A 12,435-nucleotide genomic window follows, 5' to 3' on the forward strand; every position below is an offset into this window, starting at 1 on the left:
CTACTGATGGATGAGATACCCGGGCCCCCGTTTGGACAGGCAAAAAGCCAGCGTCACAGACACCCCGATAGCGTGCGGGATGATCCTTCATTCATGTGGAGTAAAGGAAATTTCCCCGCCTTCCGGCGGTTTCGCGGGACATTGTGACGTATTTGCAACAAGTCCGGGACGCGGCGACACACAATGATGCACCGCAGCGCATTTCGCGACATAAAGTTTCGCCGGTTACGAAATCGGGCGTACTGTCAGCCGCCCATCGGCCCCGCGATCTTGGCGGGATCGATCCGCGCATCGCGCCATTTCATCCCCCAATGCATATGCGGTCCGGTGGCGCGCCCGGTCGCCCCGACGGTGCCCAGATCCTGCCCCTGCACGACGCGGTCGCCGACCCGCACGTCGAGCCGCTGGCAGTGGAGGAAGGCGCTGTTGAGGCCCATGCCGTGATCGACGATGAGCAGATGGCCCTCGAGCGTGAAGGGCGACGTCGCGGCGAGCACCACGACCCCGTCGGCGGGCGCGACGAAGGGCGTGCCCGCGGGCACGGCGATATCGGCGCCGCCGTGATAGCTGCCGGGCTTGCCCCGATAGACGCGCTGCGACCCGAAAAAGCCCGAGCGGCGCCCGGTCACCGGCCAGACGAAGCGCTGACGCCAGCCGTCCGACGCCTGGTCGATGCGGCGCGCCGCGGCGATCTGTGCGAGTTCGGCGGGGCGGCGGCGTTCGAAATCGGCGTCGCTCGACGCACCGCCGCGATAGGGGGCGTTGATATGCTCGATTCGCCACGCGCCGGGCGCGACCGCCAGCACCCGTTCGATCCGGCGCCCGTCGGCGAGCGTCGCGACCAGCGCGGCCGACGGCCCGGCATCCCGGTCGAAGGCGATCAGAAAGGCGCCGTCCCCCGCGAGCGCAACGGGCTTGCCGTCCAGCATCAGCGACCGGGTGCCGGTCGGCGCCCGCCCGACCATCGCACCGCCCTGCTCGGCGAGGCCGCGCAGTTCGAAATCGCGAACCACCGGTGTCGGCGGCGGCGCGGGTTGTGGCGGGGCGGTCCTTTCGACGACCGCAGGCGGAGGGGGCATTGCCGCGGGCGCCTCGGCGGCCGGGACGCAACTCGCCGGAATCGTCAGCAGCGCCAGCGCAATGGCACCGCGCGGCCAGTCCCTCGCGAAATTCATGCCTTGGCGTCGAGCTCGGCCTTCACCGAAATCGCGGCGCTCGCATAGGGTTCCTGCCGCGCGACCGACCAGTAGCGCAGCTCGTCGAGCCCGATCGGCGCGCCGCTGACCGCGCACAGCACATGGTCGCCGGGCGCGAGGATGCGAAAGCCGTTCGGACCATAGTGGAGGCGGGCGAGGCGGTTGCGGCTGGCGATCAGCATGAGTCTTGTATCCGTAGCGGGAGAGGTGGTTGGCACGATCATAGCAGCATCGCGCGTCGTCGCCACCCCCGCGGCCGCGCCCGGTCGATCAGAAGAGCTCGCCCTGCCCCCGGCCCGGCGCGGCGGGGGACTTCTTGATTGCCGGTTTCGGGGCCGGAGGCGCTGACGGCGGAGAGCCCTCGCCCGCCACGACAGACACCTCGCCGTCGGCAAAAGCCAGCCGCAGATGCCCGGCAGCGACGGCCTTTTCGGCGGTCGAGACGATCGCCCCCTCGGCATCGCGCACCATCGCATAGCCGCGCGACAGCAAGGCGCGCGGGTCGAGCGACGCCAGCAGGCGCCCCAGCCCTTCGAGCAAGGCGCGGTCGCGGTCCCAGCGCCGCACGAGCAGCGCGGGGCGCAGCGCGCTGCCGCGCGTCGCGAGGCGCTCCGACACGACCGTCAGCCGGTGGCGCTGTGCGCGGTCGAGCCGGTCGGCGGCGTCGTCGAGCCGCTGGCGCTGCGGCGCATAGAGCGCCTCGCGCTTCGGCAGGTGCCGCGCGAGCGCCGCGAGCCGTTCGCCCGCCAGCGCCTGCTGGCGGTTCGCGGCGCCGATCATTCGCCCGCCCCAGCCGACGAGGATTTCCTGCAGCTCGGCGCGCACCGGCACCGCGATCTCGGCCGCCGCCGTCGGGGTCGGCGCGCGCCGGTCGGCGGCATAGTCGGCGAGCGTGGTGTCGGTCTCGTGCCCGACCGCGCTGATCGTCGGGATGCGGCAGTCGGCGATCGCGCGCACGACGACTTCCTCGTTGAACGCCCACAGATCCTCGATCGAGCCGCCGCCGCGCGCAACGATGACGAGGTCGGGGCGGGCTACCTGCCCGCCGGGCTCGATCGCGTCGAAGCCGCGCACCGCATTGGCCACTTGGGCGGCGGCACCGTCGCCCTGCACCAGCACCGGCCAGACGATCACGCGCGTCGGGCAGCGGTCGGCGAGGCGGTGGAGAATGTCGCGGATCACCGCGCCGGTCGGCGAGGTGACGACGCCGATCACCCGCGGCAGATAGGGCAAGGCCTGCTTGCGCCCCTGGTCGAACAGCCCCTCGGCGCCGAGCCGCGCCTTCAATTTCTCGAAGAGCAGCATCAGCGCGCCCTCGCCCGCGACCTCGAGCGTGTCGACGACGAGCTGATATTTGGAGCGCCCCGGATAGGTCGTGAGCTTGCCGGTCGCGATCACCTCGATCCCGTCCTCGGGGCGGAAGGCGAGGCGCGCCGCCTGCCCCTTCCACATCACCATGTCGATCAGCGCATTATCGTCTTTCAGCGCCGCATAGAAATGCCCCGACGCCGCGCGCTTGGCGCCCGACAGCTCGCCCCGCACCCGCACGCGCGCGAAGCCGTCCTCGACCGCGCGCTTGATCGCCGCCGACAATTGGCTGACCGTCATATCGGGCGCATTGTCCCCCGGCGTCGCCTCGGCTAACAGCCGCGCGGCACCATCATCGTCTGTGTCGGAAGAAGGGTAATTCATGCAAATCCTGTTGATCGGGTCGGGCGGTCGCGAACATGCGCTGGCTTGGCGACTTGCACAATCACCCTCCTGCGAAACGCTTTGGGCGACCCCGGGAAATCCCGGCATAAGAGACGTGATCGCCGAGATCAACGAACGGCGCGACAGGAGCGATGAGGCCGGCGTCCACGGCCTCTGTTTCCAGACGGAACTCGAACAGCATGATCTGGTCGTCGATTTTTGCCAGACTTATCAGATCGACCTCGTGATCATCGGTCCCGAAGCGCCGCTCGTTGACGGCCTTGCCGATAGCTTACGTGATGCAGGCATCGCGGTATTTGGCCCCTCGCAGGCCGCCGCGCGACTGGAAGGAAGCAAAGGCTTTACGAAGGACCTGTGCGCACGCACCGGCATCCCGACCGCCGCTTACGCGCGCTGCACCAGCGCCGAGGAAGCGCATGCCGTGCTCGAAGGCTTCGACATCCCCGTCGTGATCAAGGCCGACGGCCTCGCGGCGGGCAAGGGTGTCATCATCGCCGAAACGGCAGAAGCAGCGACCGCGGCGATCGACGACATGTTCGACGGCGCCTTCGGCGGCGCGGGCGCCGAGGTGGTGATCGAGGAGTTTATGACCGGCGAGGAAGCGAGCTTCTTCGCGCTCTCCGACGGCGCCAACGTGATGGCCTTCGGCAGCGCGCAGGACCACAAGCGCGTCGGCGATGGCGATGTCGGCCCGAACACCGGCGGCATGGGCGCCTACAGCCCCGCGCCGGTGCTCACCGCCGAGCTCGAGACGGCGGTGATGGATCGTATCATCCGCCCGACCGTCGCGACGCTCGCTGTCGAGGGCACGCCCTATGTCGGGGTGCTGTTCGCGGGGCTGATGCTCACCGACGCGGGGCCAAAGCTGATCGAATATAACGCCCGCTTCGGCGACCCCGAATGCCAGGTGCTGATGATGCGCTATACCGGCGACCTCGCCGCGCTGCTCCACGCCGCCGCGACCGGCAAGCTCGCCGAGGCGACCCCGCCCACCTTCATCACCGACTATGCGCTGACCGTGGTGATGGCGGCGAAGGGCTATCCGGGCACGCCCGAAAAGGGCGGCGCGATCCGCGGCATCGCCGAGGCCGAAAGCGGCGGGGTGCGCGTGTTCCACGCCGGCACCGCGCGCGACGGCGAGACGATCGTCGCCGCGGGCGGCCGCGTGCTGGGCGTCACCGCGACCGGCCGCAGCGTCGGCGAAGCCCAGGCGCGCGCCTATGCCGCGGTCGACCGGCTCGATTTCCCGACCGGCTTCTGCCGCCGCGACATCGGTTGGCGCGAGGTCGCGCGCGAAGCCGAATGACCGGCGCTGGACGGCGCGCGCCCGCGCGCATAGGCTGACCGCAACACAGGGAGACAATCATGGCGTGGCTTCAGGAAAATTATGTCATCGCGGTCGTCGGGCTCGTCGTCGCGGTCGTGCTTCTGTGGTTCCTGTTCGGCCGCAAGAAGGCCGAGGACGTCACGCCGGTCGCCCCGCCCGCCGAACCGCGCAAGCCGCTCGAAGCGGCGAAGCCCGAGATCGTCGCGGCCGAGCCTGCGCGCTTCAAGCCGAAGGAACCGGTCTCCGTGCCGGCTGCCGCGCCGCCTCCGCCGGCCCCGGCACCCGAGCCGATCGCCGAGCGCAAGCCCGAGCCGGAGGTTGAACAACCCGCAGCCGCGCCACCCGAAGCGCCCGCCGCACCGCCGCCCGCCGCCGAGGCGGAACCCGCGCCTGCCCCCGAGCCTGCTCCGGTACCGGCACCCGAGCCGGCACCGGCCGCTGCTCCGGCTCCGGCTCCGGCTCCGGCGGCCAAGACTGATAACCTCCAGCTGATCAAGGGCCTCGGCCCCAAGCTCGCCGGCCTGCTGAACGCCCTCGGGGTCGACAGCTTCCAGCAGATCGCCGACTGGACCGACGCCGACATCGCGGCGATCGATCCGCAACTCGGCGCCTTCCAGGGCCGCATCGCCCGCGACAATTTCGTCGACCAGGCCGGCTATCTGGCGCGCGGCGACAAGGCCGGGTTCGAGGCGAAATATGGCGCGCTGGGGGGCGAGCTTTAAGGCAGCAAGCGACCAATTGCGGACGTCTAGAAATGCAGATACTTTTGAGCCATGTCGTCCAAACACCCCAAAACGCCACAGGAGAAAAAGGCACTGAGCTTAGCTCGTGATCGGAGCGGCTATTTTTACAACAACCAGAAGGCTGCAAGGAAATCGGTTCCGTTGCGCAAGGCGATGGAAAGCCGCCGAACTCGGCATGAAAACAACCAGTTGCTTTCGCAAGTTGAACACGTCGAAGAGGCGGCGGTCGATTTGATTGAAAGTTCGGTTCGACACGATGTCGCGCGCAAAGGTGGTTGGCGAAAAGCTCCGAGCGAACCGCTCGGCGTGGTTATTGAGCGTGTTCGGGAAAATCGAATCCAGCGTGTCGGCCGGAAACAACGGTCTCGGCAAATGAGGTCGGACGATAGCTAAACACCCCGGAACCGGCATCCCGCACCAGCCGGAAAAAACCGCTTTCCTACATTATCCGGCGCGCATAGCCTTCACCGGCCATGCCAGCATGCGCTATCCTCCCATCATCACCCCTCACCCCGTCCAGCCGCATGCGGGTATCATTGTACCAAGGCGTAGCGTGACCTTCGTGACCTTTGGAATGAAGTTGCGCGCCGCCGCGCCCCTAGGCCGCGTCCGGCTCACCCTTCGGCTTGCGGATCTCGCTCACGAGCAATTTGTCGATCTTGCGCCCGTCCATATCGACGATCTCGAAGCGCCAGCCCCGGTCCCTGAAGACTTCGCCCTCCTTGGGCAGATGCTTGAGCACCGCGAGCGCGTGGCCCGCGGCGGTCGCATAGTCGCGGTCCTCGCCGAGCTCGATCCCCAGCCTTTCGGCCATCTGGTCGGCGGGCATCGACCCCGCGATGAGCAGGCTTCCGTCCTCGCGCTCGACGACGAAGGGCTCGCTGCCGATATCTTGGTCCGACGCGAATTCGCCGGCGATCGCCGAGAGCAGGTCGGCGGGGGTCACCAGCCCTTCGAAATGGCCATATTCGTCGTGGACGAGCAGCACCGGCACCTCGGCGGCGCGCAGGCTTTCGAGCGCGTCCATCGCGTCGATCTGGTCGTGGATCACCACCGCGCGGCGGGTGAGCTGTTCGAGGTCGAGCGTCTCGCCGCGGAACAGCGCCGCCGCGATGTCGCGCGCCTGCACCACGCCGACGATGTCGTCGACCGAGCCGCGCACAACGGGCAGGCGGCTGTGCGGGCTTTCGAGCAGCCGCGCACGCACCGCGTCGTCGTCCGACGCGATATCGATCCAGTCGACCTCGGTCCGCGGGGTCATCACCTCGCGCACCGGGCGGTCGGCGAGACGCACGACGCCCGAGATGATCGCGCGTTCGCTTTCCTCGATCACCCCCGATTTCGACGCCTCGGCGACGATCAGGTGGAGCTCCTCGGCGGTCACCCGGTCCTCCGATTCGCGGCTGAGGCCGAGGATGCGAAAGACGAGGCCCGAGCTGGCGTCGAGCAGCCAGACGAGCGGAGCCCCGATCTTCGACAGCCACAGCATCGGCAAAGCCATGAAGATGGCAATCGGTTCGGGTGCACGGAGCGCAAATTGCTTGGGCACCAGCTCGCCCGCAATCAGCGAAAAATAGGTGGTGACGACGATCACGACCGCAAAACCCGTCGTCAGCGCCGTTTCATCGTCGAGCCCGAACCAGGATTGCAGCCGGTCTCCGACCGGCCCGCCGAGGCTGGCGCCCGAATAGGCGCCCGCCAAAATGCCGATCAGCGTGATGCCGACCTGTACCGTCGAGAGGAAGCGCCCAGGATCAGCGGCCAGTTGCCGCGCAACCGCGGCCCCGCGGCTCCCGCGCTTTTCGGCCGCTTGCAGGCGCGGCTGACGGGCAGAGACGATCGCCAGCTCGGACATCGCGAACACGCCGTTGAGGAGGATCAGCACGGCGATGATCGCCACGTCACCCCAGGGAAAAGGGGTCATCTGTTTCGCGTCCGGCGCTTGCGCGCCCGCCCCCTGTCAACTTCGGTCATGGCCCCGCTATAAGCGAAAGCGGCCCCGCTGCACAATGGCCGCGCTGGCGCCGGCTAAGGCGAGGTTCAGGCGACGAATGGAACCAGAGGCGCGGCCGAATGTTATCGGCACAGCGACAGCAACGCCCGCAATCAGCGGGCCGCGCAAAAAGGGAGCGCATCGATGAATATCAAGACCATCAAACTCGCCGCCGTGGCGAGCATCGCCGCACTGGGCCTGTCGGCCTGCGTCACCGATCCGGTGACCGGCGAGAAGAAGATTTCGAAGGCCGCGATCGGCGGGGTCGGCGGCGCGCTCGGCGGCTATCTGCTCGGCGACCTGATCGGCGGCAGGAACAGCCGCACCGAGGAAATCGTGGGCGCCGGCATCGGCGCGGTCGCCGGCGCGGGCGTCGGCCATTATATGGACCAGCAGGAAAAGAAGCTGCGCGAACGCACCGCGGGCACCGGCATCGACGTCGAACGCCAGGGCGACCAGCTGGTGCTCAACATGCCCGGCGACGTGACCTTCGACTATAACAGCGCGCTGGTGAAATCGCAGTTCCGCAGCGCGCTCGACAATGTCGCCGCGACGCTCGCCGAATATCCGAGCACCTATATCGACGTCTATGGCCACACCGATTCGACCGGCAGCGACAGCTATAATCAGGGGCTGTCCGAACGCCGCGCCTCGTCGGTCGCCGACTATCTGGCGGGCCGCGGTATCCAGCGCGCGCGCGTCGCGACGATGGGCTTCGGCGAATCGCAGCTCAAATGCTCGCCCGAACGCGGCGAGGCCGATTATCAGTGCAACCGCCGCGTCGAGATCCGCATCGCGCCGGTGACGCAGAACGACGTCAACGCCGCGCGCTAAAGGTCCGACTTTGTGGATGGGAGAGGGGCGTCGCCTGCGGGCGGCGCCCTTTTCTTGTACCGGAATGGGCGTCAAAAACATGGCGGCCGTGCTATACCGTGCCGTCCCTTCCGCGGAGACCCGATCATGTCCCTGCCGCCGCCTTGCCCCGAAATTCCCGTCCGCGACCTCGCGGCCGCGCTGACCTACTACCGCGACCGGCTGGGTTTCACGGTCGACTGGTCCGACGAAGAACTGGGGCTGGCCGGCGTATCGCAAGGCGAGGCGCGTCTTTTCATGGCCGATGCGGCCTATCGTTCGGGTCTCGGCAACGCCGCGCCGGTCGTCCTGTGGATCAACCTGGCCAGCCGCGCCGAGGTCGATGCGCTGCATGCACGCTGGACCGCGGCGGGCGCCGAGGTCATCGCCGGTCCGGAAGCCAAGCCGTACAAGCTCTACGAGTTTTTCGCGCGCGATACCGACGCCAATATCCTGCGGATCTTCTATGATTTCGGTTGGGAAGAGGCGTGACGCTCAGCCCAGCGACGGAAAACTGGCCTTCAACCCGTCGATCACGAATTGCGCCGCGAGCGCGGCGAGCAGCACGCCGAGCAGGCGGGTGATCACCGCCTCGCCCTTGTGCCCGATCAGCCGCATCAGCGGCCCCGCCGCGAGCAAGGCCGCGAGCGTCAGCAGCAGCACGAGCAAGAGCGCGGCGAAGATCACGAAAGCGCGATCGAGGCCGCTGTTCTGCGATACCAGCAGCATCACCGAGGCGATCGAGCCCGGCCCGGCGATCATCGGCATCGCCATCGGGAAAACCGAGACATCCTCGACCTCGGGGGTCGCCTTGACCTTTTCGGCGCGCTGTTCGCGCCGTTCGGTGCGCTTTTCGAAGACCATGTCGATCGCGATGATGAACAGCATGATGCCGCCCGCGATGCGGAAGCTGTCGAGGTCGATGTGGAGGAAGCTGAGCAGCGCCTCGCCGAGCATCGCGAAAAAGACGAGGATGCAGCCCGCGATAATCGTCGCGCGGATCGCCATCGAGCGGCGCTGCGCCGCGCTGGCGCCCGTCGTCAGGCTGGCATAGATCGGCGCGCAGCCCGGCGGGTCGATCACCACGAAGAGCGTGACGAAGGCCGAGATGAAGAGGTCGATCACGGCTGTTTGGGCGCCGCGACCCGGTCGTCGATCACCGGCTGCATCGCGCTGCCGTCCCACAGGCGGATGGTGATCCGCCGCGATCCGTCGGGGCGGACGACCGAGGTCCAGCTGAGCGTCTGGTCGGGCGACAGGCCGACCGCGCGGTCCTCACCCTCGGCACCCGCGTCGAGCGCGACCCCGGGGCGCGTGCCGCACACCGCCTGCTTCGAATCGATGAAGTCGGGCGCCGCGCGCGGGGCCGTCAGTTCGTCGCCGTGGTCGAGCGTCCACAAAGTCTTGCCGCTCTTGGGATCGCGCAGCCAGACGGTGGTGAAATAGCCGTTCGCCGGCCCCTTCTGCCACGCGCCGGTGGTGACGCCGACATTGCCGTCGCAGCTGACATAGACCGCGTGCGGCTGCCATTTGACCGCCTCGGCGGGATCCTTTTGCGAGCGCAGCCAGTCGCGCGCCTTGACCCGCTGCGGCACGAACATCACTGCGTCGGGCGCCGCGGTCTCGCGGAAGGCCGTCCACTGCCCCTTTTCCTGCGCAAGCCGCGCGAAGCCGATCTCGGCGGCGACGAAGCCGCTGGGGTTGGGACCGAGCGGACGATTGCGGATATCGTCGGGCTGGCCGGCGCAGCCGGCAAGGGCGAGGGCCAGCGAAGCGGCGAACAGCAGGCGCATCAGAAACCCTCCGGATCGGCGAGCCCGGCGCGGCGATGCGCGGCGACGAGCGTGTTGCGCAGCAGGCAGGCGATGGTCATCGGGCCGACGCCGCCCGGAACGGGGGTGATGGCCGAGGCGAGCGGCAGGACCGAGGCATAGTCGACGTCGCCGACCAGCCGGCCCTTCGCTTCGCCCTCGGCGGGGGCGAGCCGGTTGATGCCGACGTCGATCACGACCGCGCCGGGCTTGATCCAGTCGCCCTTGACCATCTCGGCGCGGCCGACCGCGGCGACGACGATGTCGGCGCGGCGGACGAGGCCCGCCAGATCCTTCGTCCGGCTGTGCGCCATGGTGACGGTGCAATTCGCCCCGAGCAGCAGCGCCGCCATCGGCTTGCCGACGAGGATCGAGCGGCCGATCACCACCGCATCCTTGCCCGACAGATCGCCGAGCCGGTCCTGCAGCAGCAGCAGGCAGCCAAAGGGGGTGCACGGAACCATGCCCGCGATACCGAGCGCGAGCCGCCCGGCGCTGACCGGGGTCAGCCCGTCGACATCCTTGTCGGGATCGATCGCCGCGACCGCCGCCTGTTCGTCGAGATGGCCGGGCAGCGGAAGCTGCAGCAAGATGCCGTCGACCGCCTCGTCGGCATTGAGCGTGGCGAGCAGGCTCTCCACCTCGCCCTGCGTCGCGCTCGCGGGCAGGCGGTGCTCGAAGCTCGCCATGCCCGCGGCGAGCGTCGCCTTGCCCTTCGATCCGACATAGACCGCGCTCGCCGGATCGTCGCCGACGAGCACCACCGCGAGCCCCGGCGCACGCCCGGTCGCGGCTGCGAAGGCGGGCACCGCATCGGCGATGCGCGCACGCAGCCCGGCGGCGAAGGCCTTGCCGTCGATGACATGCGCATCGCCCATCGGATCAGATCAGCCCCGCATTGGCGCCGACTTCGACGAGGTAGCGCAGCACCGGCCCCTGGATGATCGCGATCAGGATCAGCACGACGATCGGGGTCAGGTCGATGCCCCCGAAATCGGGCATGATGCGCCGGATCGGGCGATAGAGCGGTTCGGTGATGCGTTCGAGCACCAGCCACAGCTGGCGCACGAATTCATTGTGGGTGTTGATCACGTTGAACGCGAGCAGCCACGACATCACCGCCTGGACGATGATGATCCACCACAGGATATTGAGGAGCATCGAGAGGATCTGCAGGATCATCAAATACATTGGGAACTCCGGCCGAAAGGTCGCTACTATCTTAGCGGTGAATGAGCGTGCCCGCACCCCGTGCGGTGAAAATTTCGAGCAGCATCGCATGCGGGACGCGCCCGTCGAGGATGACCGCCGCCTCGACCCCGGCATCGACCGCGGCGACGCAGGTCTCGACCTTGGGGATCATGCCCCCGGTGATCGTCGCGTCGGCCTTGAGCGCATCGATCGCGGTGCGGTCGAGGTCGGTGAGCAGCGCGCCGTCCTTGCCCAGCACCCCCGCGACGTCGGTGAGCAGGAAAAAGCGCTTCGCCCCCAGCGCCCCCGCGATCGCCCCCGCCATCGTGTCGGCGTTGATATTGTAGGTCGCGCCGTCGGCGCCGAGCGCGACCGGCGCGACGACGGGAATATAATTGTCGTGGGTGAGGTTCTGCAAAATCGTCGGATCGACCGCCACCGGCTCGCCGACGAAGCCCAGGTCGACGTGGCGCTCGATCCCCGAATTGGGGTCGGGTTCGCTGCGCGCGACCTTTTCGGCGAGCACCAGATTGGCGTCCTTGCCCGAAATGCCGACCGCGCGGCCGCCCAATGCGGCGATCCAGCTGACGATTTCCTTGTTGATCTTGCCCGCGAGGACCATTTCGGCGACCTCGGCGGTCGCGGCGTCGGTGACGCGCAGCCCCCCGACGAAGGTCGATTCGATCCCGAGCTGCTTCAGCATCGCGCCGATCTGCGGCCCGCCGCCGTGGACGACCACCGGGTTGATCCCGACAGCTTTGAGCAGCACGACATCCTCGGCGAAGTCGCGCTGCGCTTCGGGATCGCCCATCGCATGGCCGCCATATTTGATCACGAAGGTCTGCCCGGCGTAACGCTGCAGATAGGGCAAGGCCTCGACGAGCGTCTCGGCCTTCGCCAGCATCGCGGGATCGGGTGCGTGGCTCATGCGGCGACGCCGGCTTCGCCGGTACCGTCGAGGCGGCGGCCGATCGCGACCACCGCCATGACCAGCAGCGGGACCATCACTGCCGACAGCACGACCTTGGCCAGCATCTGTCCGAGCATGAGATCGGCGATCGGGCGGACGCCGTAAAAGCTGATCGTGATGAAGATCAAGGTATCGACGATCTGGCTGAGCGCCGCCGCGACGAAGCCGCGGATCGGGAGCAGGCGGCCGTTGTTCGCGGTCATCCGCGAAAAGATCCAGACGTTGAGGCTGACCGAAACGCCATAAGCCAGGATGCCCGCCGCCATCATCCGCCAGCCCTGCCCGACGATGATCGGAAAGGCCTCTTTGGCGGGTTCGTACATGCCCTCGTCGGTCGGTAGCTGGAGGACGAAGACGGTCAGGATGATCGCGATGACCAGCGGGATGAAGCCGAAGCGCACGAGCCGGTCGGCGACGACGCGACCGTGGAGCTCGGCGATGCCGCTCGAGATGGCGATCAGCGTCAGGAAAGGAAAGATTCCCGCCTCGACCGCGAGCGGACCAAGCGCGACCTGCTTGGCGCCCAGAAAACCCCCGAGCGGAACCATGCCGCCGTAGAGGATCGCGAAAAGAAACAGCGAAGGGGCGATAGCGCGCGACGAGGATTGTTCCATCGGCGCGCGATAGTCGCTTTTGCAG

At 68.0% G+C, this 12,435-nt stretch carries 15 protein-coding genes; 5 read left to right on the top strand and 10 right to left on the bottom strand.

Translation table 11 applies throughout. The annotated features are described in order from the left end of the window. Nucleotides 1-245: 245 nt before the first annotated feature. The 3 genes from AC1RNQ_RS03800 to xseA all read right to left on the bottom strand — a co-directional run bounded on the left by AC1RNQ_RS03800 (nucleotide 246) and on the right by xseA (nucleotide 2,888). On the bottom strand, nucleotides 246-1,175 hold the full coding sequence (locus AC1RNQ_RS03800; RefSeq protein WP_493169053.1) for a M23 family metallopeptidase: 930 nt from the start codon (nucleotides 1,173-1,175) through the stop codon (nucleotides 246-248). Next, on the bottom strand, nucleotides 1,172-1,378 hold the full coding sequence (locus AC1RNQ_RS03805) for a DUF2093 domain-containing protein (RefSeq protein WP_493169055.1): 207 nt from the start codon (nucleotides 1,376-1,378) through the stop codon (nucleotides 1,172-1,174). Before AC1RNQ_RS03805 ends, AC1RNQ_RS03800 begins: the two co-directional genes overlap by 4 nt. A gap of 88 nt (nucleotides 1,379-1,466) precedes the next feature. Beyond that, nucleotides 1,467-2,888, bottom strand: a complete 1,422-nt coding sequence (xseA, locus tag AC1RNQ_RS03810) for an exodeoxyribonuclease VII large subunit (protein ID WP_493169057.1) — start codon at nucleotides 2,886-2,888, stop codon at nucleotides 1,467-1,469. Here xseA and purD point away from each other — a divergent pair. The 3 genes from purD to AC1RNQ_RS03825 are packed head-to-tail and all read left to right on the top strand — an operon-like array spanning nucleotide 2,887 to nucleotide 5,372. Next, complete coding sequence (gene purD, locus AC1RNQ_RS03815; RefSeq protein ID WP_493169059.1) at nucleotides 2,887-4,215, top strand: phosphoribosylamine--glycine ligase; 1,329 nt, start codon at nucleotides 2,887-2,889, stop codon at nucleotides 4,213-4,215. The two genes, xseA and purD, sit on opposite strands and share 2 nt — an antisense overlap. A 59-nt stretch (nucleotides 4,216-4,274) precedes the next feature. Then, a complete protein-coding gene (locus tag AC1RNQ_RS03820; protein ID WP_493169060.1) occupies nucleotides 4,275-4,958 on the top strand; it encodes a helix-hairpin-helix domain-containing protein in 684 nt (227 codons plus the stop codon). A 51-nt stretch (nucleotides 4,959-5,009) separates the two neighbouring features. Next, complete coding sequence (locus tag AC1RNQ_RS03825) at nucleotides 5,010-5,372, top strand: hypothetical protein (RefSeq protein ID WP_493169062.1); 363 nt, start codon at nucleotides 5,010-5,012, stop codon at nucleotides 5,370-5,372. Nucleotides 5,373-5,577: 205 nt separating this feature from the next. Here the strand turns inward: AC1RNQ_RS03825 and AC1RNQ_RS03830 are convergent, their stop codons facing one another. Continuing rightward, nucleotides 5,578-6,903 (bottom strand): hemolysin family protein, encoded by a 1,326-nt coding sequence (locus AC1RNQ_RS03830; RefSeq protein ID WP_493169064.1) that lies wholly within the window; start codon nucleotides 6,901-6,903, stop codon nucleotides 5,578-5,580. A 213-nt stretch (nucleotides 6,904-7,116) separates the two neighbouring features. Between AC1RNQ_RS03830 and AC1RNQ_RS03835 the strand changes: the two genes are divergently transcribed. Together AC1RNQ_RS03835 and AC1RNQ_RS03840 are read left to right on the top strand one after the other, a co-directional pair. Continuing rightward, the gene (locus AC1RNQ_RS03835; RefSeq protein ID WP_493169066.1) at nucleotides 7,117-7,806 is read left to right on the top strand and encodes a YiaD family glycine zipper/OmpA-like lipoprotein; all 690 of its coding nucleotides are present in this window, start codon (nucleotides 7,117-7,119) and stop codon (nucleotides 7,804-7,806) included. Nucleotides 7,807-7,932: 126 nt separating this feature from the next. Beyond that, the gene (locus AC1RNQ_RS03840; protein ID WP_493169068.1) at nucleotides 7,933-8,316 is read left to right on the top strand and encodes a VOC family protein; all 384 of its coding nucleotides are present in this window, start codon (nucleotides 7,933-7,935) and stop codon (nucleotides 8,314-8,316) included. Nucleotides 8,317-8,319: 3 nt separating this feature from the next. Here the strand turns inward: AC1RNQ_RS03840 and AC1RNQ_RS03845 are convergent, their stop codons facing one another. Genes AC1RNQ_RS03845 through AC1RNQ_RS03870 form a run of 6 tightly spaced genes read right to left on the bottom strand, consistent with a single transcriptional unit; the run spans nucleotide 8,320 to nucleotide 12,410 of the window. Further along, the gene (locus AC1RNQ_RS03845) at nucleotides 8,320-8,949 is read right to left on the bottom strand and encodes a MarC family protein (protein WP_493169070.1); all 630 of its coding nucleotides are present in this window, start codon (nucleotides 8,947-8,949) and stop codon (nucleotides 8,320-8,322) included. Next, nucleotides 8,946-9,617 carry a hypothetical protein gene (locus AC1RNQ_RS03850; protein ID WP_493169072.1) on the bottom strand — a complete coding sequence of 224 codons (672 nt, stop codon included), beginning with the start codon at nucleotides 9,615-9,617 and terminating at the stop codon, nucleotides 8,946-8,948. Before AC1RNQ_RS03850 ends, AC1RNQ_RS03845 begins: the two co-directional genes overlap by 4 nt. Next, complete coding sequence (gene folD / locus AC1RNQ_RS03855; protein ID WP_493169074.1) at nucleotides 9,617-10,513, bottom strand: bifunctional methylenetetrahydrofolate dehydrogenase/methenyltetrahydrofolate cyclohydrolase FolD; 897 nt, start codon at nucleotides 10,511-10,513, stop codon at nucleotides 9,617-9,619. The genes AC1RNQ_RS03850 and folD overlap by 1 nt, the downstream gene beginning before the upstream one ends. A gap of 4 nt (nucleotides 10,514-10,517) precedes the next feature. Further along, on the bottom strand, nucleotides 10,518-10,826 hold the full coding sequence (locus AC1RNQ_RS03860) for a YggT family protein (protein ID WP_493169076.1): 309 nt from the start codon (nucleotides 10,824-10,826) through the stop codon (nucleotides 10,518-10,520). Nucleotides 10,827-10,857: 31 nt separating this feature from the next. Beyond that, nucleotides 10,858-11,754 carry an acetylglutamate kinase gene (gene argB / locus AC1RNQ_RS03865; RefSeq protein WP_493169078.1) on the bottom strand — a complete coding sequence of 299 codons (897 nt, stop codon included), beginning with the start codon at nucleotides 11,752-11,754 and terminating at the stop codon, nucleotides 10,858-10,860. After that, nucleotides 11,751-12,410: a queuosine precursor transporter gene (locus tag AC1RNQ_RS03870; protein WP_493169079.1), complete on the bottom strand. Its 660-nt coding sequence runs from the start codon at nucleotides 12,408-12,410 to the stop codon at nucleotides 11,751-11,753. The genes argB and AC1RNQ_RS03870 overlap by 4 nt, the downstream gene beginning before the upstream one ends. Nucleotides 12,411-12,435 lie beyond the last annotated feature (25 nt).

It is taken from the genome of Sphingopyxis sp. GW821-FHT12F08 (genome assembly GCF_058806755.1).

Excerpts from the sequence above, each read along its gene's own strand:
- AC1RNQ_RS03825 (WP_493169062.1), top strand. The coding sequence starts at position 5,010 with ATGTCGTCCAAACACCCCAAAACGCCACAGGAGAAAAAGGCACTGAGC.
- AC1RNQ_RS03870 (WP_493169079.1), bottom strand. The coding sequence starts at position 12,410 with ATGGAACAATCCTCGTCGCGCGCTATCGCCCCTTCGCTGTTTCTTTTC.
- AC1RNQ_RS03840 (WP_493169068.1), top strand. The coding sequence starts at position 7,933 with ATGTCCCTGCCGCCGCCTTGCCCCGAAATTCCCGTCCGCGACCTCGCG.
- purD (WP_493169059.1), top strand. The coding sequence starts at position 2,887 with ATGCAAATCCTGTTGATCGGGTCGGGCGGTCGCGAACATGCGCTGGCT.
- AC1RNQ_RS03830 (WP_493169064.1), bottom strand. The coding sequence starts at position 6,903 with ATGACCCCTTTTCCCTGGGGTGACGTGGCGATCATCGCCGTGCTGATC.
- AC1RNQ_RS03835 (WP_493169066.1), top strand. The coding sequence starts at position 7,117 with ATGAATATCAAGACCATCAAACTCGCCGCCGTGGCGAGCATCGCCGCA.
- AC1RNQ_RS03820 (WP_493169060.1), top strand. The coding sequence starts at position 4,275 with ATGGCGTGGCTTCAGGAAAATTATGTCATCGCGGTCGTCGGGCTCGTC.
- AC1RNQ_RS03800 (WP_493169053.1), bottom strand. The coding sequence starts at position 1,175 with ATGAATTTCGCGAGGGACTGGCCGCGCGGTGCCATTGCGCTGGCGCTG.
- AC1RNQ_RS03860 (WP_493169076.1), bottom strand. The coding sequence starts at position 10,826 with ATGTATTTGATGATCCTGCAGATCCTCTCGATGCTCCTCAATATCCTG.
- AC1RNQ_RS03850 (WP_493169072.1), bottom strand. The coding sequence starts at position 9,617 with ATGCGCCTGCTGTTCGCCGCTTCGCTGGCCCTCGCCCTTGCCGGCTGC.
- AC1RNQ_RS03805 (WP_493169055.1), bottom strand. The coding sequence starts at position 1,378 with ATGCTGATCGCCAGCCGCAACCGCCTCGCCCGCCTCCACTATGGTCCG.
- folD (WP_493169074.1), bottom strand. The coding sequence starts at position 10,513 with ATGGGCGATGCGCATGTCATCGACGGCAAGGCCTTCGCCGCCGGGCTG.
- xseA (WP_493169057.1), bottom strand. The coding sequence starts at position 2,888 with ATGAATTACCCTTCTTCCGACACAGACGATGATGGTGCCGCGCGGCTG.
- argB (WP_493169078.1), bottom strand. The coding sequence starts at position 11,754 with ATGAGCCACGCACCCGATCCCGCGATGCTGGCGAAGGCCGAGACGCTC.